The following is a 25,472-nucleotide window of genomic DNA, read 5'->3' as shown; positions in this document are numbered from 1 at the left end:
ATTGTTACGATGCCGATGTTATCTCAACATCGGCATTTTTTTTTGCATTTTTTAGTGAAAACAATGAAATAGGACAGAACGACAGGATTGCCTCTCAACTCTTATTGTCGAGAGGCGATATCAGTAAGGGCTTTATTTTATTTCTAGCACGTCGAGACGAACCAGTGGTTGTTTTTCACGGTCTTCATCATCTTCTGGTTGCCAACCAACAGGTTGCAGTGGCAACTCTTCACGGTCAAAAGCTAAATCTCCGCCGTCAACAATCTCACTGTTATGTGTAATACTTTTAAAATCAAATAGCTGGTGATCGTTTAAATGTGACGGCACGACATTTTGCATCGCGCTGAACATAGTTTCAATCCGCCCTGGATACTGTTTATCCCAGTCACGTAGCATATCTTTGATAACCTGACGTTGCAGGTTGGGCTGCGAGCCACATAAGTTACAAGGAATTATTGGATATTCTCTGGCAATAGCGAAACGCTCAATATCTTTTTCACGGCAGTAGGCCAGTGGGCGGATAACCACATGTTTGCCATCGTCGCTCATTAATTTTGGTGGCATACCTTTTAGCTTCCCACCATAAAACATATTCAGGAACAGCGTTTGCAGAATATCATCGCGATGATGACCTAATGCGATTTTGGTTGCCCCTAGCTCAGTCGCAGTGCGGTATAAAATCCCTCGGCGCAGGCGCGAGCAGAGTGAGCAGGTGGTTTTCCCTTCCGGAATAATGTCTTTCACAATCCCGTAAGTGTTCTCTTCGACAATCTTGTATTCAACACCTTGCTTGTCCAGATAGGCAGGCAGGATATCTTCGGGGAAGCCCGGCTGTTTCTGATCCAAATTAACGGCGATGAGGGTGAAGTTAATCGGCGCGCTTTTTTGCAGGTTTTGCAAAATATCCAACATGGTATAGCTGTCTTTGCCTCCTGACAGACAAACCATTACGCGGTCACCTTCTTCAATCATGTTGAAATCAGCAATCGCCTGGCCCACATTGCGGCGCAGGCGTTTGTGTAACTTGTTCAAATCGTAATGTTCTTTTTTATTAACTATTTGTTTATCTTGCATTTGTTCGTGACTCATATCCAGTTAGGGGCATGACAGGGCATTGGTGCTATGACGCAAGTTTATCATCCAATAAGCGTATATATTAGTGTTTTAATTTATCAATGAGTCATTTTTAAGGATGGTCAGAATGATGGCTTATACGAAAACATTTGAATTCACCACTGTTTTAATAATCGCCCCCCCCTGAATATCAACAAAATCGGCAACGATAATCCCCATTATTTGCTTTTCTCGATATTGTTTGCAGAACCAAACGTTCATTCCATCTATTAAATGATGACCTTGCGCACCGGAATAGGGTGTTAACAAACCAGATATACTGATGAAGTTAATATATATATCTTGGGCGCGTTTTTTTTGTGCATTTCTGAGTAAAATCTCAATAAATTTTCTTTTAAAGTGGAGGCTTAATGCGGTATAACCATCATAATTATCTTGGACGTGGATATTAAAGCCTTTATTTTTAATTTCAAATGTGGCGTCGTCTTGCCAGTGAGAGGCATCAATGCCCACTTTATCGCCAGAATAACGCCGTAATAATATTATCTTTCCTCTTATTTCCCTAACACTAGGTATTTTATTTTCCAGATAAAATAATTTATTATTCGGTTCGATATATCTCTCCCGCATAATTTTATTAAATCCTTTAGTGCTATTTTCGGTGGTATGTTCTTGTTTAACTGATAAAATAATGAACTCTGTCGGGTTGCGTTTTATAAAATCAATGCAGGCGGTGAGAAGGTCACCAAATTGTTGTTTTAAAAAAATAGCTCCGTGGTGTAGGGTGAATACATCATTAATCAGGCGACATCGGGCATCTAAAAATCGGATGCCGTGATCAAGTTGCTCTCTTATATTCCATGTTTGGGTTTGCGTAAATCCAGCACCTAATACATTGGAGAGAAATGAAGCGGAATCATGAGTTCCAGGAATGGAAATTTGGCTTAATAACTGTGAATCACTTATACGGGACATCCAATTGTTCATATTCATAATATCTTCCTTGTCATTGAGAGTTGAAAGTAACCCAGTGAGTGAATCTGTGGATATTCCAAATTTAGACGCAGGAGCAATAGAAATCATCACCCAATAAAAAGCCAGTCAGTAGAAAACTGACTGGCTTTGGGGCTTGGAAAATTAATGCCGAAAATTACTCTGTCGGTGCTTTTTCCGTTTTCCCGGCTAACAGGCTAAGGAAGTCATAGCGTTTTTTCAGATCTTTTTCAGCCGCAGCATACAATTGCGCCGCCACTTCAGGTTCTTGTGTATTGAGCCGCCGGAAGCGCTGCTCATTGAGTAACGTGGTGGTCAAATCGCTGCTCGGTGGGCGCGAATCTAACGCCAGGGCCACTTTGCCCTCATCGGTGCGGCGTGGATCAAAGCGATACAGTGGCCAGAAACCTGTGGCGGTTAATTGCTTCATTTGATCATGGCTGTAGGCCAAGTCATAACCATGTTCTTCACAAGGGCTGTAGGCGATAATCAATGATGGGCCGGGGTAGGTTTCGGCTTCCTGAATAGCTTTAACTGTTTGATTAAGCTGCGCTCCTAACGAAATTTGCGCGACATAGACATGGCCGTACATCATCATGCTGACACCCAAATCTTTGCGCGCCTTACGTTTGCCGTGTTCGCCAAACTTAGTCACGGCTCCCAGCGGGGTGGCTTTGGATTGTTGACCCCCAGTATTGGAGTAGCATTGAGTATCCAGTACCAGCACATTGACGTTTTCGGTCAAGCTGAGCACATGATCCAGACCGCCGAAGCCAATGTCATAGGCCCAGCCGTCACCGCCAATCAGCCAAATAGATTTATCAACCAGATAATCTGCATCCGTCGCTAATTGTTGGGCATCATGACCCGGAATATCTTTTAATAGCTGGCGCAGTTGGGTGACTTGCTCACGGCGGACTTCAGGTGTCGCATCCTCATTAAGCAATTGCCCGACCAAATCTTGCGGCAACTGTGGAGCCAACTGATTTATTAAGCGAGTGACGCGTTGGCGATGTTGGTCAACAGTCAGACGGAAGCCCAGACCAAACTCGGCGTTATCCTCGAACAATGAGTTAGCCCAAGCCGGGCCTCGGCCATCGGCATTCGTGGTATATGGCGTTGTCGGCAGGTTGCCACCATAGATTGAGGAGCAACCGGTCGCGTTAGCAATCAACAGACGATCACCATACAACTGAGTCAGCAATTTAATATACGGCGTTTCTCCACACCCGGAGCAAGCACCGGAATACTCAAACAGCGGCGAAATCAGCTGTGAAGTCCGAATATCAATACGCTCCATTTGCGTCTTATCGATTTCCGGCAATTTGAGGAAGAAGTCATAGTGCGCTTTTTCTTCCACCAGATGTGCCAGCCGCGGCTGCATATTGATGGCTTTAATTTCTGGGTTCTGCCGATCTTTCGCCGGGCAGACTTCATAGCAAAGATTACATCCGGTGCAATCTTCAGGGGCAACTTGCAATACATATTTCTGCCCCCGCATATCGCGGGCTTTGACATCCAGCGATTGTAAGCTCTCTGGTGCACCCAACATGGCATTCGGTTGTACCACTTTAGCGCGAATTGCCGAGTGCGGGCAGGCCGCGACACAGTGGTTACACTGGGTACACAGGTCCGGCTGCCAGATAGGAATATCTTCAGCAATATTGCGTTTTTCCCATTGAGTGGTCCCTACCGGCCAAGTGCCATCGGGGGGGAAAGCGGAAACGGGCAGGGCATCACCCAAACCGGCCAGCATGGTGGCGGTGACCGTTTTAACGAAATCGGGTGCCTGATCAGAGACGATCGGTGGGCGCATTGGGCTATTTTCATCAATCGGTTGCAGTGGGATCTCGATTAATGCATCAAGAGTGGCATCCAGCGCCTGCCAGTTGCGGGTGACAATTTCCGGCCCTTTGTTACTGTAGCTGCGGTCAATTGCCGCTCGCAATTGTTCCTGTGCCATGGCGGTGGGCAAAATTTGTGTCAGATGGAAGAACGCCATCTGCATCACGGTATTAATACGGGCACCCAGCTTGCATTCACGGGCAATCTTTGCCGCATTAATCACAAACAAGCGGGCATTGCGCTGGTGCAGCACCGCCTGAACTTCTTGGGGTAGGCGCTGCCACATTTCATCCGCGCTGAACGGAGTATTAATCAGGAAAATACCCCCTGGTTTTAAGCGCTCAGCCATTTGATAAGTATCAATAAACTGTAACTGGTGGCAGCCGACAAAATCGGCCTGGCTGACCAGATAGGCTGAATTGATGGGTGTTTTACTGACTCGCAAGTGAGAGACGGTCAAGCCACCGGCCTTTTTCGAGTCATAAACAAAATAGCCTTGCGCGTACAGCGAGGTGCTGTTGCCGATAATCTTAATATTGTTTTTGGTCGCAGAGACCGAGCCGTCACTGCCAAGGCCGTAGAACAGCGCCTCCAATGTGGCGCGCTGCGCGATTTTCTCATCGGTGAGAAGCAAAGATAGGCCCGTCACATCATCAAAAATACCTACGGTAAAACGCGGTCGCGGCAGTTCAAGAGATAATTCTTTGAACACCGCCAGCGCACAATCGGGGCCAAATTCTTTGGAAGACAACCCATAGCGGCCGCCAATCACTTTTGGCAATGTTGCCCGCTCACCTCGGCTATAGGCTTCCGCCAGCGCTGTCATGACATCGAGGTAAAGTGGCTCAGCCAGTGCACCGGGTTCTTTGGTGCGGTCCAGCACGGCAATTTTAGTCACGGATTGCGGCAAAATACTGAGCAGATGTTCAGCAGAGAAAGGGCGGAATAGCCGCACTTTTAGTACGCCGACTTTCTCGCCACGCGTGAGCAAACTATCAATCACTTCTTCACAGGTACCTATCGCTGAACCCATCAGAATAATCACGCGTTCTGCTTGCGGGTGGCCGTAATATTCAAATGGCTTATATTCGCGCCCGGTGGCCTCGGCAAAAGCTTGCATGGCATCAGCAACATGTTGATAAGTATTGTTATACCAAGGATTGGTGGCTTCACGAGATTGAAAATAGGTATCCGGGTTAGCGGAGGTACCGCGCACCACCGGATGATCCGGCGAAAGTGCCCGGCTGCGGTGGCCATCTATGCCTTTCTGCGGCAACAATTGGCGTAAAGTGTCATCGCTAAGCGGCACAATTTTATTGATTTCGTGTGAGGTGCGGAATCCATCAAAGAAATGAATAAATGGAATGCGGCTATTGAGTGTTGCCACTTGAGAAATTAGCGCGAAATCCTGCGCTTCCTGCACACTGCTGGCACATAGCATCGCACAGCCGGTTTGGCGCACCGCCATCACATCGGAATGGTCACCAAAGATAGACAGCGCATGGGTTGCGATGGTGCGGGCCGCGACATGAAGGACAAAAGGTGTCAGCTCGCCCGCCAGTTTGTAGAGTGTGGGGATCATCAACAGCAATCCCTGCGAGGAGGTAAACGAGGTCGACAATGCGCCGGTTTGCAGTGCGCCATGTACCGTGGCAATGGCCCCACCTTCAGATTGCATCTCAATTACGCGGGGAACATCCCCCCAGATATTGACTTTGCCATCACCAGACCAGGCGTCAGCTTGTTCGGCCATGGTGGAGCTTGGCGTAATAGGGTAGATAGCAATAACTTCACTGGCGCGATAGGCCACAGAAGCTACTGCGCTGTTACCGTCAGTAGTAATCATTAATTTATACCTTCACATTGCTTATCATGCAGAGAACAAAAGTGTTAATGGGGGGGTCTCTGACGCCTATTTGGCTATTTGAACTAATAACCAAATTCTAGCAGAGAGTATTTTTGTCAGTTATCGCATTTGTGTGGCGGCGAGGCTGCCAGGTTATGTCGAGAATAAGGTGAATAGTGGGGTTAGCGGTATATTGAGGCTTTTAGATAATAATTATTACAATTAGAAAACTATTTATAATAACCATCAGATTTCATTTATTACGGGCAGCGCAATAATTGCGCTGCAATTTGGCTTATTTGTGAAATATTTGTGAAGTACAAATCGATTTAATGAACATTTAATCGCAGACGGGCATAATGTCGGCCAAATACTGCAAAGAGAGATCGATAATGAGTGGTTTCATGTATTTAATGATGGCGATTATTGCTGAAGTTGTGGCAACCACGATGTTAAAAGCCTCGGATGGTTTTACCCGTCTGGTTCCCTCTATCGTGGTTGTGATAGGTTATGGCATTGCCTTCTGGGGGTTATCACAGGTGGTAAAAACCATGCCACTGGGCATCGCTTATGCCATTTGGTCAGGATTGGGTATTGTCTTAGTATCAGTTGCAGCGGTATTTATGTACCAACAGAAGTTGGATTGGGCTGCTATGACGGGCATGAGTTTGATTATTGCCGGTGTATTAGTGATTAATCTATTGTCTAAGACTTCGATGCATTAATCATATCCCCATCATACTTCAAGCTGCATGCACGGGGATAACTGTGATTTTTATCGCCGTGCATGCAGTCAAACTACTTAATATCCAACTGATGTACTCCCTCGACGGCTAACAATGTTTCATACACCTGATCCAGAGTTTTTTTCGGTGACAATGTCACTTCCAAGGTGAGTTCACAGTCGGGCTCATTTTTCTCTGGTTTGTGGGTGACAGACAGGTTCATCGGGCGAAGCTGCAATTTTTGCATAGCAACCAAAATACGTGGCACGCTGTCTGGCAGTAGTTTTATCGCGACAAAATGATGCTCTCCAATCAAGCGATTACTTAACTGGCGGAAGATTTCCAGCACAATTAACGTCACCATCGTGCCATAAATACCAATTTCATACAGGCCACTCCCAATCACCAGACCAATAGCTGCCGTGACCCACATTCCTGCCGCAGTGGTAAGCCCTTTAACCATCTGCTTTTGGATCATGATAGTCCCAGCACCGAGGAAGCCCATGCCACTCACCACCTGTGCCGCAACTCGGCTGGGGTCAAAACTGACGTGTTCTAATGTCAGTAAATCCTCAAAACCGTATTTTGAAACGATCATAAACATGGCGCTGCCGATACCGACCAAAATATGTGTGCGTAATCCCGCGTCTTTTGCCCGCAATTGGCGCTCTAGCCCAATTAACCCCCCTAATGCCCCCGCTAAAGTAATTCTTAGTAGTAAATCAGTGATCATAATGGCTCCCATTTTATTTTTTACCCACTGTAGGTGTTTGATTTTTTCTCTGATTATTATATCAGTATTGCTCGACACGAAATTAAATTAGCGAATTCTGTTTATTTATGTTGTGTTTTAATTATAACAGTTATTATATGAACCTATTATAGCGCTATATATTATTCATGCCGGAGCAAAAGAATGAATGCATTACCTTGGTTTGTGGGCGGAGCTGTGTTCTTTTTAGCCGCTTGCAGCAGCAATGACCCAACAGATACAGTTTCAACCTCTCGATTTTTAAACAGTAGCGAGACCAATGAGCCGGTGCAACAAGCCACCAGTGCCAATGTTCATCATAATCTGAATATGTCTAATCCTGCGGCGGTTAACTGTGCTAATGCGGGCGGTATATTGACGGTGGCTAAGCAACTCAATGGCGGCAGTGTAGGTATGTGTCAGTTACCGGATGGTAAACGTTGTGAAGAATCCGCATTAATGCGCGGTGCTTGCCCGGCTCGCTAACTGACGGCAGTATGAAAAGTGTTGAATACTGCCGCATGAGAATAAACCGCTGGGGTCAGTTAACCCAATCTTTCAGTTGGTAAAGCAAAGTGTGATCGTTATTACTGAGCGTCAGTTGACCTTTATTTAAAGTCACTTTAGCGCCGCTATTGAGTACCTGACTGATTAAAGCATCCCATTGATTTAGCTGCTTCTCACTGCACAACATCCGAGTGCTGGCTAACCCTTTTACTGTTAATACTCCATTTTTCAGCTCACCCTGGCCCATAAAGCGATTACACATAGCACCGGAAATATGCATATTCTCGCCAAACTCAATACTTGGCCCCGGTGTTTTTACCGGCGATTGACCATCGACACTGATCAGAACAAAGTTATGATGTAGCAGGTCGTTTTCTGACACCATGCTGGTGGCCTTGTTATAGGATTGATTCGCACCACATCCGGCTAAAAAAGCCGCGGCAATGACCAATGGAATTATTTTCTTCATGTTATTTCCTGCTAAACGGAGAGGGTGTATGAATGACCACCCTCTCTTTGATGCGCTAAAGGATAATTAGGCAGTAATAATATTCGGGCAAGGCTCGCCGTTTTTCAATTGGGCAATATTCTGCATAGTAGTGGCAGAAATACTGGTCAGCGCTTCTTCTGTCAGGAAAGCTTGATGCCCAGTAAATAATACATTATGGCAAGAAGACAGACGGCGGAAAACATCATCCTGAATCACGTCGTTGGATTTGTCTTCAAAGAATAAGTCGCGTTCATTTTCATAGACATCCATGCCGAGTGAGCCGATTTTCTGTTGCTTCAGTGCATCAATCGCCGCTGTCGAGTCAATCAGGCCACCGCGGCTGGTATTGATGATCATCACGCCATTTTTCATTTGTTCAAAGGATTGTTTATTGAGCAAATGATGGTTTTCTGGGGTCATCGGGCAATGGAGCGAAATAACATCAGATTCGGCATACAAGGTTTTGAGGTCAACATATTCCGCCCCCAAATCCAGAGCAGCCTGGCTTGGGTAAGGGTCATAGGCTAACAACCGCATACCAAAGCCTTTTAAGATGCGCATGGTGGCAACACCAATTTTACCGGTACCAATAATCCCCGCCGTGCGGCCATGCATATTGAAGCCTATCAGACCTTCCAACGAGAAGTTGGCATCACGGGTGCGCTGATAAGCACGGTGAATACGGCGGTTTAGGCTCATCATCATTCCGACTGCATGTTCAGCCACGGCTTCAGGAGAATAGGCGGGCACGCGAACCACCTGGATACCCAGTTCTTTTGCCGCGACCAAATCCACATTGTTGAAGCCCGCACAGCGCAAAGCCAGAATCTTAACACCGGCGTCTTTTAATTCTTCTAATGTTGTGCGACAAGCATCATCGTTGACGAAAAGACAAACCGCGTCACAGCCCGCCGCCATCTTCGCTGTTTTGGGGGATAACAGAAAATCGAAAAACTCTAATTCAAAGCCAAAATCTTTGTTGACCAATTCGAGGTATTTGCGGTCATACTGTTTAGTACTGTAAACGGCTAATTTCATCGTGATTTCTCCGCCAAAATATTGTGATCAATTTAACAGATTTGAATAAATCATACAATTTGCCACAATAATAAGTTAAATAGAGAGTATGTAACTTTCTCATATCCATTAAGTCAGGTTTTTATTCCAACTTTCAATGGCGACAGTTCTGTTGGAGCTACACGGGCACAATTATCTATTATCTTATCTTGCAGTAAAGTGATTGCAGTAGATTGATTAAAGCACACTGGACGTCTGGTGAGTGATAAAACAAGGTAAGTCATGACTAAATGCGCAAAAATAGTGGGTTGGTTGTTGTTAATCAGCGCAATTTCTTTAGGGATATTATGGAAAACTTTGCCGCAGTGGCTGCCGAAAGTTGCACAATACTGGTTGCCTGCCGGTAGCCAACTGGCCTTGGCTAGCCCGCCGGTCTGGCATGATGGCGCATTGCGTCTTTCACAACTGAGCTACCGGATACAGGCTTGTACTCTGGCTAATATTGGGCAATTGCGTGTGGGATATCACCAAGGTCGTTGGCAGCTAGGGGCCAACACCGTCGCCGTGGATACCGCTTGCTTGAGCCAATTACCGGGCAGTGGCGACAGCGCGCCACAAGATTTGGCTTATTGGCAGCAGCAGCTCTCTGTACTTGACTTGAATATCAACAAGTTACAGATTACGCCGTGGCAGCAGTATGCCGGTAAACTGACATTTTCCGGTAAACAGTCTCTTACATCGCCCGCCAATAAAAAACTCACTCAAGAGTTGCGTTATCAGGGCCAACAATTGAGTTTCGTCGCTACATTGGATGAAAAACAGCAACTGAGTCTGCATCAATTCTCTATTGCCGTTCCCGGCACCCCGCAACCTTTCGAACTGAGTGGTAAAATTAAAATTCCACTGTCGCTGGATGATTGGCCAGATCAAGGTGCGCTCGACGGAGTATTGACGACGGGCTATCTGTCTAAACCATTATTACTGAATCTGAGTTGGCAACAGCAACAGGGTGTTTTAACCCTGACTGAACGCGGTGACGATACCCCACTGGCGCGGTTGCCATGGCGCTTATCCCCGAACAAAATTCAGATAACTAACGGCCAATGGCAATGGCCCTATGCGCAGCAACCCCTCAGCGGGGGGATGAATCTGACATTGTATGACTGGGATCAGGGGTTGGACCAAACCGCTATTGAGGCGCGTATTAATGTCATCACGGCGGGGGAAAGTGGCAAAGGCAATGCCGTTCTGACCCTTGGCCCTGGCAACTTGAGTCTCGTCAACAGTGACTTGAAATTCCAACTCAGTGGGCAAGCTAATCTGGAAAAAATGGTCTTGAATGCCACTATTCCCGGCCTACTCAGTGGCTCCATATTGAACCCGACTTGGGTACTGCACCCCGGGGCTTTACTGCGTGCTCACGGTAACCTCACGCCGGAATTGCGTATAAAAGATGCGCGTTGGCCACTGGCGGGCGTTAAGGTGACTGCCGCCGGTGTGACGGGCCGGTTACAGGCAATTGTGAATGCGCAGGACAGTTTTTGGGGCAACTTTAATCTGCATCTGGATGGTCAGGCGCAAGAATTTTGGCCCGACAAGGGCAATTGGCAGTGGCGCTACTGGGGCAACGGCCGCCTGCCACCGCTGGCTGCGCGTTGGGATATGAGTGGCAAGGGGCGTTGGCAGGGAACACTAATAACTGTCGATAAACTCTCAACCGGTTTTGATCGGCTGCAATATGGATTAGTTAAAGTCGAGGCTCCACGGCTGACCTTAGCCAAACCTCTGACCTGGCAGCGGGATAATCATCATCCTGCTTTTATTGCCGGGTTCGAGTTGGGCGCTAAAAAAGTGGCATTTAGTGATGGCGGTGGTTACTTGCCTCCTGCGGTGTTATCGCTACAACTTAATGGCCGCGCCCCCGATGATTTTCTGTGGCAAGGGAATTTACAAGCGCAAGCCATTGGGCCGATTGCGCTAGGTGGTCGTTGGGATGGCGAGCGGTTACGCGGCGAGGGCTGGTGGCCAAAGCAATCGCTGAAGGTATTCCAACCGCTGCTATCCGAAGAGTTAGGGATTAAATTGCGGGATGGCGAACTTTATGCGCAGGCGGCTTTTTCCGCAGCCCGGGAGCAAGGTTTTACCGCCGGTGGACATTGGGTGGTGAAGAATGGCGGGATGTGGCTGGCAGACGGTGAGCTGAGCGGGTTAGATTTTGTTATGTCTTATCGTTTAGAAAATCACCACTGGCAGTTAGGGCCGAAGGAGCCCGTCATGCTGCGCATCGCCTCGATAACTAACTTATTTGAAATGCAGAATATCACCGCTGACTTGCAAGGAACTTATCCCTATTCAGAAAAAGCCCCATTGACCTTGAGTCATGTTGGCATGGATATTCTGAAAGGGCATCTGAGTTTGTCTGCTTTGCGTTTACCCCAACATGACGCGGCAGTGCTAAAATTAAAAGGCATTGATTTAAGTGAACTATTTACCGTGCTGAAACCGAAGCAGCTGGCTATGTCGGGTAAAGTCAATGGCGAATTGCCGCTTTATCTTAATAATCCACAGTGGTTGGTGCGCAATGGTTGGATAGCGAATGACGGCGCGGTGACTCTGCGCCTTGACCCAGAGCTGACAAACTCAATCAGTGAGAGTAATTTTGTGGCGGGGGTGGCGGTTGATTGGTTGCGTTACATGGAGATTTACCAATCTTATGCCACTGTCAGTCTCGACAACTTGGGCCAATTGACGTTGCGTTCAAAGATTCATGGTGTTAATACACAGAAAAACTCCAAACGAGAGATAGTGCTGAACTATCAGCATGAGGAAAATATATTCCAACTCTGGCGCAGCCTACGTTTTGGTGACAATTTACAAGAGTGGTTGCAGCAAAATATTTCGTTGCGACCAGCAGCATCCATACCGGCGAGGGCGAAGGAATGAAGATTTTGACATGGGAACGTATGACAATAGCGCTGGGTATTTTTATGCTTAGCGGCTGTTTGCGCCTGGAAGTGGCAACCCCAGAAAAACCTATCACTATCAATATGAATGTCAAAATTGAGCATGAAATCCAGATTAGAGTGGATAAAGACGTGGAAAATCTGCTTAAAAATCAATCCAATCTATTCTAAGAGGCCATTATGAACAAGCAAACGTCCGGCTGGATTGGTGATATGCAAAAGTTACTTCGCGTGATATTGGGCTGCCTGGTGTTAAGCGGCAGTTTACTGTTTAGCACCGGGGCTTTTGCACTGACGTTGGAGCAGGCAAAGCAGCAAGGTCGGGTGGGTGAAACTCTCAGTGGATATTTGGCACCGGTGAAGAAAGATGCTGAAACACTGGCGCTGGTGGAGCAAATTAATATCGCCAGAACCCAGAAATATCAGGAAGTAGCGCAGAAGAATCATATTTCAACCGAGGATGTTGCCAAACTGGCGGGGCAAAAATTGGTCAACCGTGCGGCGGCGGGGGAATATGTGCGCGGTATTAATGGCCAGTGGATGCAGCGCTAGGTTATAACCCAGGGTATAAAAAAACGCCCGTTACGATCAGGGCGTTTTTTGATGAGTGTTATTTTGTATTAGATTTAGAAAACAGTTAGTTAGCGCTCAGCCTGCAAACTGGCGGCAGCAGGAAGGCCGCTGATACTATTGAGCGACTCTTTGCGGTAATAAGTATCTACATGTCCCGGCTGTTCTACTTTGACAATGAACGTTAGCACCGCGGCAATCAGGTACAACGCGGTATAAACCCAGACCACGCCAACAATGTCAAAGAACGGCAATACCAGCGAGGCGATGGCTGGCGCCACAAAATTACTCAAACCCGCGGACAAGTTATAAATCGAAATAGCCGCGCCTTTATGTTCAGGTTCCAATACCGGGAAGACGGCGGTCATCGGCACAAAAGCTGCCACGGTTATTCCCAACATCACCGCCGGGATAAGCGCCGCCCAGAAATTATGGCCGAAGTGAATCGGAATATAGTAAAACGCCAGGCTGGAAAGCGCGCAGCCGATGCAACCAAACCAGCGTACCTGCCGCATCCAACCGATTTTCTCGCCTAAAATCCCCCACATAATATTGGTGAAAATGGTCACGAAGAAGAATACCGCCCAGATTTGTAGCCACTCGGACATGCTAAAGCCCAACCGGCCAACAAACAGCAATGGCATGATGACGGCAAAACCAAATAGGGACAGCGTGTTAATGATGCGAATCAGGCAGCACAGGAAAATATTTTTATTGGTAAATAAAATGGTGACCGCGCGCGATAACTCTTTGATTTTCTCTTTATTGGAGAGGGAGGCTTTGGGGCTGGCGGTGCCAACATTACGCAGCAGTACCAGCGCCATCATGCCACCGACGGCGACCCAAACAATGGCAAACCACAAGGTTCCGGTTTCACCTATCATCGGAATGGTAAAGCTCGGTAAATAGCTGCCTATTACGCCGATACCAACGGAGTACATTGCCCAGAACCAGCCCATCGCCGAAGAGAGTTGCTGTTTAGGCACGTTTTGGACAATAAGCATAACAAACGAATAGATAAATAAAGGATAAGCCAGGCCACGGATCCCGTAGAACACCAGCATCAGTGAGTAACTTTTAAGGCCTAAGCCGAATACCATAAACAGGCAATGCATCACCACCCACAGGATAAAACCGATACGCATGGCGCGTTGCGGGGTGATGATTTCCGCCACCACGCCTGAGCTCCAGGCAGCAATAGCAGCTGCCAATCCATAAAGTGTAAATACAAAGGCCGATTGTGCCGGTGAAAAACCCATATCCGTGATGTGCTTGGATAAGAAGGCCATTTCAAACCCGTCGCCGCTCATAAAAATGGCAATGGCAATATAGCCCCAGAGTAAATTCATCGGCAAGCCAAACCAATGAGTCGATTTTTTTTGCATGCTTTGTTCCTTTGGCGTCTGAGCGCCAGTTGCCTGTTTGTAGGGACAGAAAGTTTGTCGGATAGCAAGTTTGTAGCATTCGAGAATAAAAGGGCGATCTGCTCGCCCGGGCGTATAAGTGTCTTGGTTTTATCGCGCTAACTGTTGGCGTAGCTGCCGCTGTTGTTGATAGAGCAAGCGGTAGCGTTCAAGGCGGGCAAATAAAGCATCTTGCCGGTTAACATCAGGGATAAAACGCTGGTCGATGGGCGGTTTCGCACACACCAACTGCTCATCACCCCCCGTTGCCAGCCAACCCAAACGCGCTGCACCTAAAGCACCGCCAGCCTCACCACCACAGTGGGTCACTATCGGCAAATTCAGTGCATCCGCCATCAGTTGCCCCCACCATGCACTACGTGCGCCGCCGCCAATTAGAGATGACTGGCTCAGTTGAGTACCCGCCTGTTCCAATACCGTCAGGCCATCAGCGATACCAAAAGTGACACCTTCCAGCACCGCATAACCCAATGCCGCACGGTCAGTCGCATGGGTCATCCCATGGAAAGCGCCGGTGGCCAGCGGATCGTTATGGGGGGTGCGCTCACCGGAAAGATACGGCAAGAAAATAGGGGCTAGCCGTTGTTCAGCGCGGCTGAGCTGAGCTACTTCGGATAACAATGTTGTTTCATTGGTACCTAATAGTTGGCAGAGCCAGCGCAGCGCACTGGCGGCGGTAAGCATCACACTCATTTGGTGCCAACGATGTGGCAAGGCATGGCAAAAGGCGTGCACTGCCGATTGTGGGTTCGGTCTATAGCAATCATTGACGGCGAACAATACACCAGATGTACCAAGCGAGATAAAACCATCACCAGGGTTGATGGCTCCAATTCCAACCGCGCTAGCGGCATTGTCCCCGCCACCTCCGGCAATCACCACTTTATCGGACAGCCCCCATTCACGGGCAATATCTGCTTTGAGATAGCCGCTCGCCTCATTGCCTTCAATCAGCCGTGGCATCATATCGCGCGATAATCCACAGGCTGCCAGCAGAGCGTCTGACCAATCCCGCTTCGCCACATCCAACCACAGGGTGCCGGCGGAGTCAGACATATCACTGACCTTATCGCCACTCATCATCCAACGCAGATAGTCTTTGGGCAGCAGCACGGTCGCTAGCTGTGAGAATATTTCCGGCTCATGACGCGCCACCCACAGCAATTTGGGTGCGGTGAATCCGGGCATTGCCAGATTACCGGCAATCTGATGTAACTGCGGTGCATTGCGCGTCAGCTCTTCACACTCCTCGGCACAGCGCGCGTCATTCCATAAAATAGCCGGGCGCAAGATGCGGTCTTCGCGGTTTAGCAACACCGCACCGTGCATTTGCCCCGACAGGCCGATGGCGCGGATTTCACCCCAACGTTGCGGTATTTTATGGCGCAGACGGCCGATAACACGTTGCGTCGCCTGCCACCAGTCAGTCGGGTTTTGCTCTGACCACAGTGGATGTGGGCGTTGCACGGTGAGCGGTTCGCCTTCACTGGCCAGGATCTGCCCGTGGTCATCAATCACCATGGCTTTAATTTCTGAAGTGCCTAAATCGAGTCCAAGATACATAGCCATTCCTTGTCGATGATTAACGGTTAGCCATCACCCAGGCATTTACCCGGTCAATGGATTGACGTAATAACTGTTCAAACTGATTGTCACTGGCCAGTGCGCCAAACAGTTTATTGTCGCGGGCAAACAGACCCACGGGGTCAGCCGACTGGAACATGGCATGGACGGCAGCCGCATCTAAAATGCCATCCTGGTATTCATATGGCAGGGTGCCTTGGTGCCAGCTTTCCATAAAGACAAAGAATAGGGCGGGCAACATGGCGGTTGCAGTAGGCGTTGCGCCGCGCTGATAACACTCCATCAGGGTCGGTGTAATAAAACCGGGGATTTTGGAGAAACCATCAGCGGCGACGCGCTGATTGGTGTCGCGGATAAACGGGTTACTGAAGCGGTCTAAAACCACATCACGATAATTGGCCAAATCTAATGGGCTGGGGGACAGTGACGGAATGACATCCTGAGTCACATAGTCATAAGCCATTTGGCGAATAGAATCTGTTTGAGTACTTTCGTGAATGTAACTCTGTCCAATCAAGGTGCCCGCCCAGGCAATACAACTGTGACTGGCATTGAGGATACGAATCTTTGCTTCCTCATACGGCAGCACTGATTCGACCATTTCTACCCCGACATTCTCCAGCGCTGGCCGCCCGGCAATAAAGTCATCTTCAATCACCCACTGAATAAATGACTCGCCCATCACGGGGGCCTGGTCGGCAAAACCGGTTTGTTCCAGCACGCGTGGCGCAATGTCGTCTGATGGGCGGGGCGTAATGCGGTCAACCATGGTATTGGGGCTGCGAGTTTGATTTGTCGCCCAATTCAGCAAGCTTTGTTGGTCGCGCAGAGCAAGAAACTGCAACAGACCGTGGCGGAAACGCTCACCGTTGTGACGCAAATTATCACAGTTCAGCAGCGTCACCGGGCCACTGCGCAACTGTTGGCGTTGCAGCAAAATACGGCTAATTGCGCCGTAAATAGTTCGCCAATCCCCGCTGATATCCGCCTGAATATCGGCGTTATCCTGTTGAAGATTAAACTGATTGTCCAGATAGTAACCGCCCTCCGTGACGGTAAAGGAGATCACGCGCGTTTCCGGCTGGCTACCTTGCTCAACCAACTGGCTCAGCTCTTTATCCCACGGAATGATTTTGCGCAGTGAAGTGATTTTTTCATACTGGCGCTCACCGGCAGGAGTGACGGTTTCCAGCACATACTCCCCATTCTGGGCGGCTAAAGTGGCCAGCAGCGGGGCGGCATCATCACGGATATTCGCCAGCGCAATTGACCAGCGATTATCACCTGCTGCCCGCAGACGGTGCAGGTACCAGGCCTGATGGGCGCGGTGGAAGGAGCCAGCACCAATATGTAGCCACACAGCAGGGGTAGAGTTCAGCTCAGTGTTCATTATGTTCTCCACAATCACAGTCAAGGTTAAGATAATTCTTTGGGCATAAGCCCACTGTTGGGGCATTTGCTCTAATGGCGTTAGATTAGTGTAACTTTTGCTCTTTAGTTGGGCTTTAGCTCACATAAATGAGTGCGGAGATAAAAATCTGCCAAACAGCGGCGTAAAATGTTTAACATGGCTTCTTCACCACTAGCGCGTAGAAAACTCATGCAGAAGAGTGACAAAAAGTTAGATCAGGCGGCCAGAGCGGCCTGGATGTATTACGTGGCTGGACAGACGCAGCATGAAATTGCTGATGCGCTGGGAGTTTCCCGCCAGGTTGCCCAGCGGCTGGTGGCCTGTGCCATCGATAACGGGTTAGTGAGTGTCAGCATCACCCACCCGGTGGGGCGCTGCATGGAACTGGCTTCCCAGCTACAAAAACACTACGGATTGCATCAATGCCAAGTGGTACCCAGCTTGGGGATGGACAACGCAGGTGTGCAACGGGCTATCGCCGTGGTTGGCGCGGAGGTGATGGCGCAGTTTTTACGTCAGGAGCAACCGCTGATTATTGGGGTGGGTTCAGGGCGCAGCTTAAAAGCGGCTATCGACGAATTACCTGACTTGGAGCGCCCTCAACACAGCTGTGTTTCTCTTATCGGGGCAATAGCCGCGGATGGTTCTTGTACGCGCTATGACGTGCCGTTATGGATGGCCGAGAAAACTCAGGGGCGCTATTTTATTTTACCCGCACCACTGTTTGCGGATAGCGCAGCAGATCGTGACCTGTGGTGTAATCACCGTATTTACCGCACGGTGACAGATAAAGCGGCGCAAGCTGATGTGACTTTTATTGGTATTGGTTCAATGGGCTATCACTGTCCGCTGCACAAAGATGGTTTTATTTCCGAGCAAGATGTTGCGGCACTGATGGCCTCTAATGTGGTGGCAGAAATGCTGGGTAATTTCATTGATATCAATGGCCAGCGGGTGAGCTATGCGCTGGATCAGCGCTTAACCAGTGCCAGCCTGCACATCCAGCCGCAAAAACCGGTGATTGCTATTGCTGGGGGGGCAGAGAAACATCAAGCTATCAAAGCCGCTCTCAGAGGTCATTGGGTGAATGGATTGGTCACGGATGAAGAGAGCGCCATCGCGCTGTTGGCGCAAGAATGACGTGTCAGTGAATAAATAGCGTGTCAGAGCATAAAAAAGCGCGCCTAAAGGCGCGCAATGATGAAATTCACTACTGGGCAAAACGAGGGTAATACAAGATCATTTCTGTCGTGCATTAACCTAGACACCTGTCTCTGCACGAAAGTTCTTCATTAAGCGCTAGCAACCTGAGTCAGTAACTCTTTGGCATCAGCTTGTGCTTTGGTTGCTACTTCAGGGCCATAAGCAATACCCTCTGCAAACACGAATTCGACATCGGTAATCCCGATAAAGCCGAGGAACAGGCGCAGGTAAGGAACAACCAGGTCAGTCGGGGTGTCTTTATGGATACCACCGCGGCTGGTCAGGATAATAGCGCGTTTGCCGGTAATCAGGCCTTCAGGGCCTTTTTCGGTGTAGCGGAAAGTCACACCAGCACGGGCAATCAGGTCAAAATAGTTCTTCAACTGAGTCGGGATGTTGAAGTTGTACATTGGCGCAGCCATCACGATGACGTCATGCGCTTGCAATTCGGCAATCAGCTCATCCGACAGCGCCAGAGCTTCTTGTTGACGTGGTGTCAGCGCTGCATCAGAAGGGCGCAAAGCCCCCACCAACTCGCCATCTAATACCGGAATCGGCTGAGCAGCCAGATCACGCACGGTGATTTCATCGCCCGCATGAGCGGTTTTCCATTGTTCAACAAAGAAGTCAGCCAGTTGGTTAGACTGTGAATAGGTTGCCAGAATGCTTGATTTCAGAACCAGTACTTTGCTCATCATAATTCCTTAACAGGTAACAGTGACTTATATCCGTCCTATTTCGAGCCGCATGTGCCTTGGCTGATTTCGTTTACCCGAATCACTTACCTGAGTAAGCTCATCGAGATTTGCTCAATTGCCGTCTTCCTGCAACTCGAATTATTTTGGGTATAGGCGATACGCCTTTTCAATGAGATACACTTTATTCAAGTTTTTCTTATAGTGATAGCGCAATATTTTGCGTTCTTTGTTCGATTTTATTGAATGATGATAATCTGAGAAATAGACAGTCAGATCTTCGCGCGGTTACAGCGCCAACTCGGGCTGTGTTACAATATACGACAAGGGTTTATATCATTAAAAGCTCGGGGTGACTCACACCAAGTTAGCGGATTAAAAATTGACATTAATGAATAAAAACATCAGCTAACCACATTCAGAGCATAAAATAATTGGGCTGATACTGTGAGTTTCAGCTGCATCGTAACAAGGAATATTGAACGTGAAATCTTCGCTCGCAGCATTATCCTCCCAACTCGGGGAGTTGATGCTCCGTGACCAACAGCGCATGCGGCGTCGGCTACAAGGCGCACGAAAAGTCCATAATCCCGAGGCCGTAGAGGCGATTACCCGTGAAATAGAGGCCGAATTTGCCACAGCGCTGCAGCGGGTTACCCGCCGTCGGGCGGCTTGCCCGGCCATCACTTATCCTGAAAATTTGCCGGTCAGTCAGAAGAAACAGGATATTTATAATGCGATCCGCGACCATCAGGTGGTTATTGTCGCCGGTGAAACCGGTTCCGGTAAAACCACGCAGTTGCCGAAAATCTGCCTGGAATTGGGGCGCGGTGTCAAAGGGGTTATCGGCCATACTCAGCCGCGTCGCCTTGCTGCCCGTACTGTGGCGAACCGTATTGCCGATGAACTAGACACCTCCCTTGGCGGTTGTGTCGGTTATAAAGTGCGGTTTAATGATCAAGTGGGTGAAAATACGCTGGTTAAGTTAATGACCGACGGTATTTTATTAGCTGAGATTCAGCAAGACCGCCTGCTGATGCAATATGACACCTTGATTATTGATGAGGCCCATGAACGTAGCCTGAACATTGATTTCATCTTGGGCTATTTGCGTGAGTTATTACCAAAACGCCCTGATCTGAAAGTGATTATCACCTCGGCGACTATTGATCCGCAGCGCTTTTCCCATCATTTCAATAATGCGCCGATTATTGAGGTCTCTGGCCGCACCTATCCGGTGGAAGTGCGCTATCGGCCTATAGTGGATGACGCCGATGATGTTGATCGCGATCAGCTACAGGCTATTTTTGATGCCGTGGATGAACTGGGGCGCGAAAGCCCTGGCGATATTCTGATCTTTATGAGTGGCGAACGAGAAATCCGTGATACTGCTGATGCGCTGATGAAACAGAATTTGCCCCATACGGAGGTGCTGCCGCTGTATGCGCGTTTATCAAATAGCGAGCAGAATAGGGTGTTTCAGTCTCATCATGGGCGGCGTATTGTGCTGGCGACCAACGTGGCCGAAACCTCACTGACCGTGCCCGGTATTAAGTATGTTATTGACCCCGGCACCGCGCGTATCAGCCGTTACAGCTTCCGTACCAAAGTACAGCGATTGCCGATTGAGCCGGTTTCTCAAGCCTCTGCTAATCAGCGTAAAGGCCGCTGTGGCCGCGTGTCAGACGGTATCTGTATTCGTCTTTATTCCGAGCAGGATTTCCTCTCGCGCCCTGAATTCACCGATCCGGAAATTCTACGCACCAATTTGGCGTCCGTTATCCTGCAAATGACCTCATTGGGGCTAGGGGATATCGCGGCTTTCCCCTTTGTGGAAGCGCCGGATAAACGTAATATTCAAGATGGCGTGCGGCTGCTGGAAGAACTGGGGGCGATCCAAACTGCCAGTAACGGGCATCAGCAATTAACTCCATTAGGCCGCCAATTGGCTCAATTACCGGTCGATCCGCGCCTGGCTCGCATGGTACTGGAGGCGCAGAAAAGCGGCAGTGTGCGCGAATTGATGATTATCACCTCGGCGTTATCTATCCAAGATCCGCGTGAGCGCCCGATGGATAAACAACAGGCCTCCGATGAAAAACACCGGCGTTTTGCTGATAAAGACTCTGATTTCCTTGCATTTGTTAATCTGTGGGATTATCTAAAAGAGCAGCAAAAAGAGCTGTCATCGGCGCAATTCCGTAAATTATGCCGCAGCGATTTCCTGAATTATCTGCGGGTGCGTGAATGGCAGGATATCTATACTCAACTGCGTCAGGTCGTGAAAGAGCTGGGGATCCCGGTCAACAGTGTTGCCGCGGATTATCGCAGTGTCCATACGGCTATTCTGACGGGATTATTATCACATATCGGCCAGAAAGACGTTGAAAAGCAAGAGTATACCGGCGCACGTAATGCGCGTTTTGCCATCTTCCCCGGTTCCGGTTTATTCAAAAAACCGCCCAAATGGAGCATGGTTGCAGAGTTAGTCGAGACCAGCCGGTTATGGGGCCGTATTGCTGCTCGCATTGAGCCCGAGTGGATTGAACCTTTAGCGCAACATTTGGTTAAACACCATTATAGCGACCCGCATTGGGAGAAAGCGCAAGGGGCGGTGATGGCTAGCGAGAAAGTGACCTTATTCGGGTTGCCTATCGTGACTGAGCGCAAAATAAACTATGGCCCCATTGACCCGCCACTGTGCCGCGAGCTGTTCATCCGTCACGGTTTGGTTGAAGGGGATTGGCAAACGCGCCATGCCTTCTTCCGGGCTAATTTAAAGTTACTGGCTGAAGTTGAAGAACTGGAGCACAAATCTCGCCGCCGCGACATTTTGGTTGATGATGAGACACTGTTTAACTTCTATGATCAACGCATTGGTCGCGATGTTATTTCTGCGCGCCATTTTGATAGCTGGTGGAAGAAAACCAGCCAGACACAGCCCGAGCTGCTCAACTTTGAAAAAACCATGCTTATCAAGGATGGGGCGAACAAAGTTAACCCGCTGGATTACCCTAATTTTTGGTATCAAGGGTCGCTCAAATTGCGGCTTTCTTATCAATTTGAGCCGGGCACTGACGCCGATGGGGTCACTGTCCACATTCCGCTCCCGATCCTGAATCAAGTTAAGGAGGAAGGGTTTGATTGGCAGATTCCGGGGATTCGTCGCGAGCTGGTAGTGGCGCTTATCAAGTCATTACCTAAGCCGGTTCGCCGTAACTTTGTCCCGGCACCTAATTATGCTGAGGCTTTTTTGGCCCGAGCCACTCCGCTGGAAACCAGTTTGTTGGAAGCATTAGAGCGCGAGTTACGTCGCATGACGGGTGTGACAGTGTCACGTGAAAGTTGGCAGTGGGAACAAGTTCCCGACCATCTGAAAATGACGTTTCGCGTGCTGGATGATAAAAATCGGACTCTACGTGAGGGCAAAGATCTTGCGGCTTTGAAGCTACAACTTCAAGAGAAAGTGCAAGAGACCCTTTCTGCTGTAGCGGATGATGGTATTGAACAAAATGGCTTACATATCTGGAGTTTTGGCTCACTTCCTGTGTGCTATGAACAGCGCCGTGGGGGATACGAAGTCAAAGCTTATCCCGCACTGGTGGATGAAAAAGACAGTGTTGCAATCCGCTTATTTGATACGGAATCTCAACAACAGCAAGCAATGTGGCAAGGTACACGGCGGTTATTGTTGCTAAATATTCCTTCTCCCATTAAGTATTTACATGAAAAACTGCCGAACAAATCCAAACTCGGCCTTTATTTCAATACTTATGGCAAAGTGATGGATCTGATTGATGATTGCATTGCTTGTGGGGTGGATAAACTGGTGGCGCAATATGGCGGCCCGGTTTGGCAAGAGGCTGATTTTGCTCGCTTACAAGAAAAAGTGCGTGCCGAGTTAAATGAAACAGTCGTGGATATTGCCAAGCAAGTTGAGCAGATCCTAACTACGGCGTTTAGTATTAATAAGCGCCTAAAAGGCCGAGTCGATATTTCGCAAGCATTGGCGCTTTCAGACATTAAAGCACAGCTTGGCGGCCTGATTTACCGGGGTTTTGTCACTAATAATGGTTGGAAACGTTTACCCGATACTTTGCGCTATTTACACGCGATTGAGCGCCGTTTGGAGAAGTTAGCTGTCGATCCTCATCGTGATCGTGCCCAAATGTTGCGCATAGAACATGTACAGCAAATGTGGCAGCAATGGCTCAATAAGTTACCGCCTAAACGCCAACAAGATGAAGAGGTTAAAGAAGTCCGTTGGATGATTGAAGAACTGCGGGTGAGCTTATTCGCCCAGCAATTAGGCACATCATATCCCATTTCGGACAAACGTATTTTGCAAACTATCGAACAACTCTCTGCTTAATCGTTAATTAATATCACTCCGCGCCTGGCCAAATGGTTTTTGGCGTGGAGTTTTTCTCCCACTGCCAACCTCAGTGTCTATATAATTCAAGCATTCTCATTTTCATCTTAAATATGTAATTGATGAAAGCTGTTAATTTTCCTGCGAAGCCCCTCGAAAACTCTTAATTAAGTCCCTGATTGGACATCTACGTTATTGCCTCTGACCTTTAACTACGGCTATATCTGCTTTGGCAATGAGGCAGCTTGTTCAAAGTTTGTCTGATTGTGGGTCACCATGTTTGATTACATCCGGTGAGTTTGATAGAGTTTTTCGGGAGCAAGGATTGCTTATGTATATGATTAATTTATTGGGGTTGGCACAGAGGGAGTTGTTTAAATTACCGCCAGGAATACAGGCGGCTCTGATCAAAGCTTTGGATGAGTTAGAGGCTTATGGTCACGAGTTACGGGAGCCTGTGGTGAGGGATTTAGGAAAGGGGTTGAAAGAACTGAGGGTCAGCGCGAAAGAGGGTGCAGGGCGTGGTTTTTTCTTTTACCAAGCTGATCAGCAGGTTTATATCATTCATATTTTGCAGAAGAAAACGCAAAAGACTCCCAGACGGACACTGATGTTGGCTTATCAGCGTATGAAGGAACTCAAACGGAGATTACAGCCATGAAAAAACAAGATGATTTTGACATTATTCCTTTTTCTGAGGTGAAAGCCGCGGCTTTACATCATCCTCAGGTAAATGAAGCTTATTCAGACTTACAAATTAGACAAACAATGATGACGGAGCTTAAGGCTGCCCGTCAGCAATGTAAACTGACTCAACAAGAGGTTGCTCAAAGAGCGGGCTTGAGGAAACAGAACATTAGCCGGATGGAGAAAGGTATTATCTCGCCTAACCTGACAACGTTAAGTCGATATGCCGCAGCATTAGGGGGGACTTTTGTATTCAAATTTAATCAAAAGCCCCATCGTGCAGATAAGAAATAATGGGCCATAAAGTCCCTCTATTACCCCATTAATCTATTTTGCAGAAATAACCTGTATTATTTGGCTGCTTTATTTGCGAGTGTTTTTAACCGATCTTTTATGGCAGTGACTGCCAAAGCTCGGTTATCCGCGAGATAACGGTCTTTAGCGGCGGGAGCGGAACTTTGAATCGCAATCAAAGACCACTTTTCGCCATTTTTCAGCAGTAGAGGCGAGCCACTGTCACCGGGTAATGTATCACATTGATGAGAAAGCACGCCTTGCTGTGCCCAACCTGTAATAAGGCAATCTTCATGACGATAAAGTGTATCCAGATGATCGAGGGGATAACCGGCTTGAGTTATTTTACGATCAACTTGTTTAAGTGATTGGGTTAATTCGCTCGCTGTTCCATCCCACAGAGGCAATGGTTTGATTGGGATGGTTTTTTTACTCGTTAATCGAATAAGTGCATAGTCATAAGCTGCAGCGGCGGGTGGAACTATCCAACCATCACCATCAGGCTTGAGTTTTTTGCCCAATTTAGCATCAACCAGTGTTTCCAAATTGGTAGTCTGGTACTTCCAATGACCATCTTGGGAAACAAATCGTAAAGCCACGGCACGGTCAATTTTACCCGGAGGAGCCAATACACAATGCCCCGCTGTTAGTGCCAGGCGAGGGGAAATTAATGTTGCAGTACAAAGGTTACCGCTTGCCGTTTCAACTTGCCCAATGGCTTGCCACGGCCATTCGAGGCTATCGGTTACCGCTGTACGGTCATCTTTACCGAAGAACAGAGTTGTTTGATCTGCAATACTGGCGTCATCATTTTGCGTGTCTGTCGGTGGGTGGGCTAGAGCCGCAGAAAGAGGCAACAGACTGAATAGTAATAATGAAGATAAACGCATAAATAGTTAGCCTGCCTTATTATTCCCAAGAGGGTTATCTATTCACAAACCTGAGTTAGACTGATTTAAACTGCTCATCACGAGTTTCCCTACCGCTAACTATAGACATAATTAGTGATATGTTATGTTGT

The 25,472-nt window shown here is 48.2% G+C and carries 20 protein-coding genes; 9 read left to right on the top strand and 11 right to left on the bottom strand.

The features are described 5' to 3' along the window. Positions 1-132: 132 nt before the first annotated feature. The 3 genes from ttcA to nifJ form a co-directional block, all read right to left on the bottom strand. Positions 133-1,074, bottom strand: coding sequence for a tRNA 2-thiocytidine(32) synthetase TtcA (gene ttcA, locus DX162_RS16780; protein WP_032819714.1), 942 nt, complete (start codon positions 1,072-1,074; stop codon positions 133-135). Between the two features lie 135 nt (positions 1,075-1,209). Then, a complete protein-coding gene (locus DX162_RS16775) occupies positions 1,210-2,067 on the bottom strand; it encodes a phosphatidylinositol-specific phospholipase C (protein WP_032819715.1) in 858 nt (285 codons plus the stop codon). Positions 2,068-2,224: 157 nt separating this feature from the next. Beyond that, the gene (gene nifJ, locus DX162_RS16770; RefSeq protein WP_004390240.1) at positions 2,225-5,758 is read right to left on the bottom strand and encodes a pyruvate:ferredoxin (flavodoxin) oxidoreductase; all 3,534 of its coding nucleotides are present in this window, start codon (positions 5,756-5,758) and stop codon (positions 2,225-2,227) included. A 392-nt stretch (positions 5,759-6,150) separates the two neighbouring features. On the opposite strand from nifJ, the gene DX162_RS16765 reads away from it, so the two are divergent. Then, positions 6,151-6,483, top strand: coding sequence for a DMT family transporter (locus DX162_RS16765; protein WP_032819716.1), 333 nt, complete (start codon positions 6,151-6,153; stop codon positions 6,481-6,483). Between the two features lie 73 nt (positions 6,484-6,556). Here DX162_RS16765 and DX162_RS16760 read toward each other — a convergent pair whose 3' ends face one another. Next, positions 6,557-7,216: an MgtC/SapB family protein gene (locus DX162_RS16760; RefSeq protein WP_032819763.1), complete on the bottom strand. Its 660-nt coding sequence runs from the start codon at positions 7,214-7,216 to the stop codon at positions 6,557-6,559. 183 nt (positions 7,217-7,399) lie between these two features. On the opposite strand from DX162_RS16760, the gene DX162_RS16755 reads away from it, so the two are divergent. Continuing rightward, positions 7,400-7,720, top strand: a complete 321-nt coding sequence (locus DX162_RS16755) for a putative hemolysin (protein WP_004390243.1) — start codon at positions 7,400-7,402, stop codon at positions 7,718-7,720. Between the two features lie 55 nt (positions 7,721-7,775). On the opposite strand, the gene hslJ is transcribed toward DX162_RS16755, so the two are convergent. Both hslJ and DX162_RS16745 read right to left on the bottom strand, forming a co-directional pair. Then, positions 7,776-8,210 (bottom strand): heat shock protein HslJ, encoded by a 435-nt coding sequence (hslJ, locus tag DX162_RS16750; protein ID WP_004390244.1) that lies wholly within the window; start codon positions 8,208-8,210, stop codon positions 7,776-7,778. Between the two features lie 66 nt (positions 8,211-8,276). After that, positions 8,277-9,269, bottom strand: coding sequence for a 2-hydroxyacid dehydrogenase (locus DX162_RS16745; protein ID WP_004390245.1), 993 nt, complete (start codon positions 9,267-9,269; stop codon positions 8,277-8,279). A gap of 261 nt (positions 9,270-9,530) precedes the next feature. Between DX162_RS16745 and DX162_RS16740 the strand changes: the two genes are divergently transcribed. From DX162_RS16740 to DX162_RS16730, 3 genes are read left to right on the top strand one after another with little or no spacing between them, the layout of a single operon-like run. Then, positions 9,531-12,191 carry a YdbH family protein gene (locus DX162_RS16740; protein WP_032819717.1) on the top strand — a complete coding sequence of 887 codons (2,661 nt, stop codon included), beginning with the start codon at positions 9,531-9,533 and terminating at the stop codon, positions 12,189-12,191. Continuing rightward, positions 12,188-12,382 (top strand): YnbE family lipoprotein, encoded by a 195-nt coding sequence (locus DX162_RS16735; protein WP_032819719.1) that lies wholly within the window; start codon positions 12,188-12,190, stop codon positions 12,380-12,382. Before DX162_RS16740 ends, DX162_RS16735 begins: the two co-directional genes overlap by 4 nt. 9 nt (positions 12,383-12,391) lie before the next feature. After that, positions 12,392-12,763 (top strand): YdbL family probable chaperone protein, encoded by a 372-nt coding sequence (locus DX162_RS16730; RefSeq protein ID WP_004390248.1) that lies wholly within the window; start codon positions 12,392-12,394, stop codon positions 12,761-12,763. Between the two features lie 89 nt (positions 12,764-12,852). Here DX162_RS16730 and DX162_RS16725 read toward each other — a convergent pair whose 3' ends face one another. From DX162_RS16725 to dalD, 3 genes are all read right to left on the bottom strand, one after another. Next, the gene (locus tag DX162_RS16725; RefSeq protein ID WP_098080835.1) at positions 12,853-14,166 is read right to left on the bottom strand and encodes an MFS transporter; all 1,314 of its coding nucleotides are present in this window, start codon (positions 14,164-14,166) and stop codon (positions 12,853-12,855) included. A gap of 129 nt (positions 14,167-14,295) precedes the next feature. Beyond that, on the bottom strand, positions 14,296-15,768 hold the full coding sequence (gene xylB, locus DX162_RS16720; protein ID WP_004390250.1) for a xylulokinase: 1,473 nt from the start codon (positions 15,766-15,768) through the stop codon (positions 14,296-14,298). A gap of 19 nt (positions 15,769-15,787) precedes the next feature. After that, positions 15,788-17,179: a D-arabinitol 4-dehydrogenase gene (gene dalD / locus DX162_RS16715; protein ID WP_032819720.1), complete on the bottom strand. Its 1,392-nt coding sequence runs from the start codon at positions 17,177-17,179 to the stop codon at positions 15,788-15,790. Between the two features lie 210 nt (positions 17,180-17,389). Between dalD and DX162_RS16710 the strand changes: the two genes are divergently transcribed. Then, complete coding sequence (locus DX162_RS16710) at positions 17,390-18,340, top strand: sugar-binding transcriptional regulator (protein WP_004390252.1); 951 nt, start codon at positions 17,390-17,392, stop codon at positions 18,338-18,340. Between the two features lie 152 nt (positions 18,341-18,492). Here DX162_RS16710 and azoR read toward each other — a convergent pair whose 3' ends face one another. Beyond that, positions 18,493-19,098 carry an FMN-dependent NADH-azoreductase gene (azoR, locus tag DX162_RS16705; RefSeq protein ID WP_032819722.1) on the bottom strand — a complete coding sequence of 202 codons (606 nt, stop codon included), beginning with the start codon at positions 19,096-19,098 and terminating at the stop codon, positions 18,493-18,495. Between the two features lie 484 nt (positions 19,099-19,582). Here azoR and hrpA point away from each other — a divergent pair, with 484 nt between their 5' ends. From hrpA to DX162_RS16690, 3 genes are all read left to right on the top strand, one after another. Next, on the top strand, positions 19,583-23,470 hold the full coding sequence (gene hrpA / locus DX162_RS16700) for an ATP-dependent RNA helicase HrpA (RefSeq protein WP_071777597.1): 3,888 nt from the start codon (positions 19,583-19,585) through the stop codon (positions 23,468-23,470). Positions 23,471-23,801: 331 nt separating this feature from the next. Beyond that, on the top strand, positions 23,802-24,131 hold the full coding sequence (locus DX162_RS16695; protein WP_115155877.1) for a type II toxin-antitoxin system RelE/ParE family toxin: 330 nt from the start codon (positions 23,802-23,804) through the stop codon (positions 24,129-24,131). Next, positions 24,128-24,451: a helix-turn-helix domain-containing protein gene (locus DX162_RS16690; protein WP_032819725.1), complete on the top strand. Its 324-nt coding sequence runs from the start codon at positions 24,128-24,130 to the stop codon at positions 24,449-24,451. The genes DX162_RS16695 and DX162_RS16690 overlap by 4 nt, the downstream gene beginning before the upstream one ends. A gap of 56 nt (positions 24,452-24,507) precedes the next feature. Here DX162_RS16690 and DX162_RS16685 read toward each other — a convergent pair whose 3' ends face one another. Next, entirely contained in the window at positions 24,508-25,341 is an 834-nt protein-coding gene (locus tag DX162_RS16685) for a trypsin-like serine peptidase (RefSeq protein ID WP_004390257.1), read from the bottom strand. Between the last annotated feature and the right edge of the window lie 131 nt (positions 25,342-25,472).

The organism is Yersinia kristensenii, assembly GCF_900460525.1.
Classification (GTDB): domain Bacteria; phylum Pseudomonadota; class Gammaproteobacteria; order Enterobacterales; family Enterobacteriaceae; genus Yersinia; species Yersinia kristensenii.
Note: the sequence above shows the minus strand (reverse complement) of the source record. Positions and strands in the feature narration are given on the sequence as shown.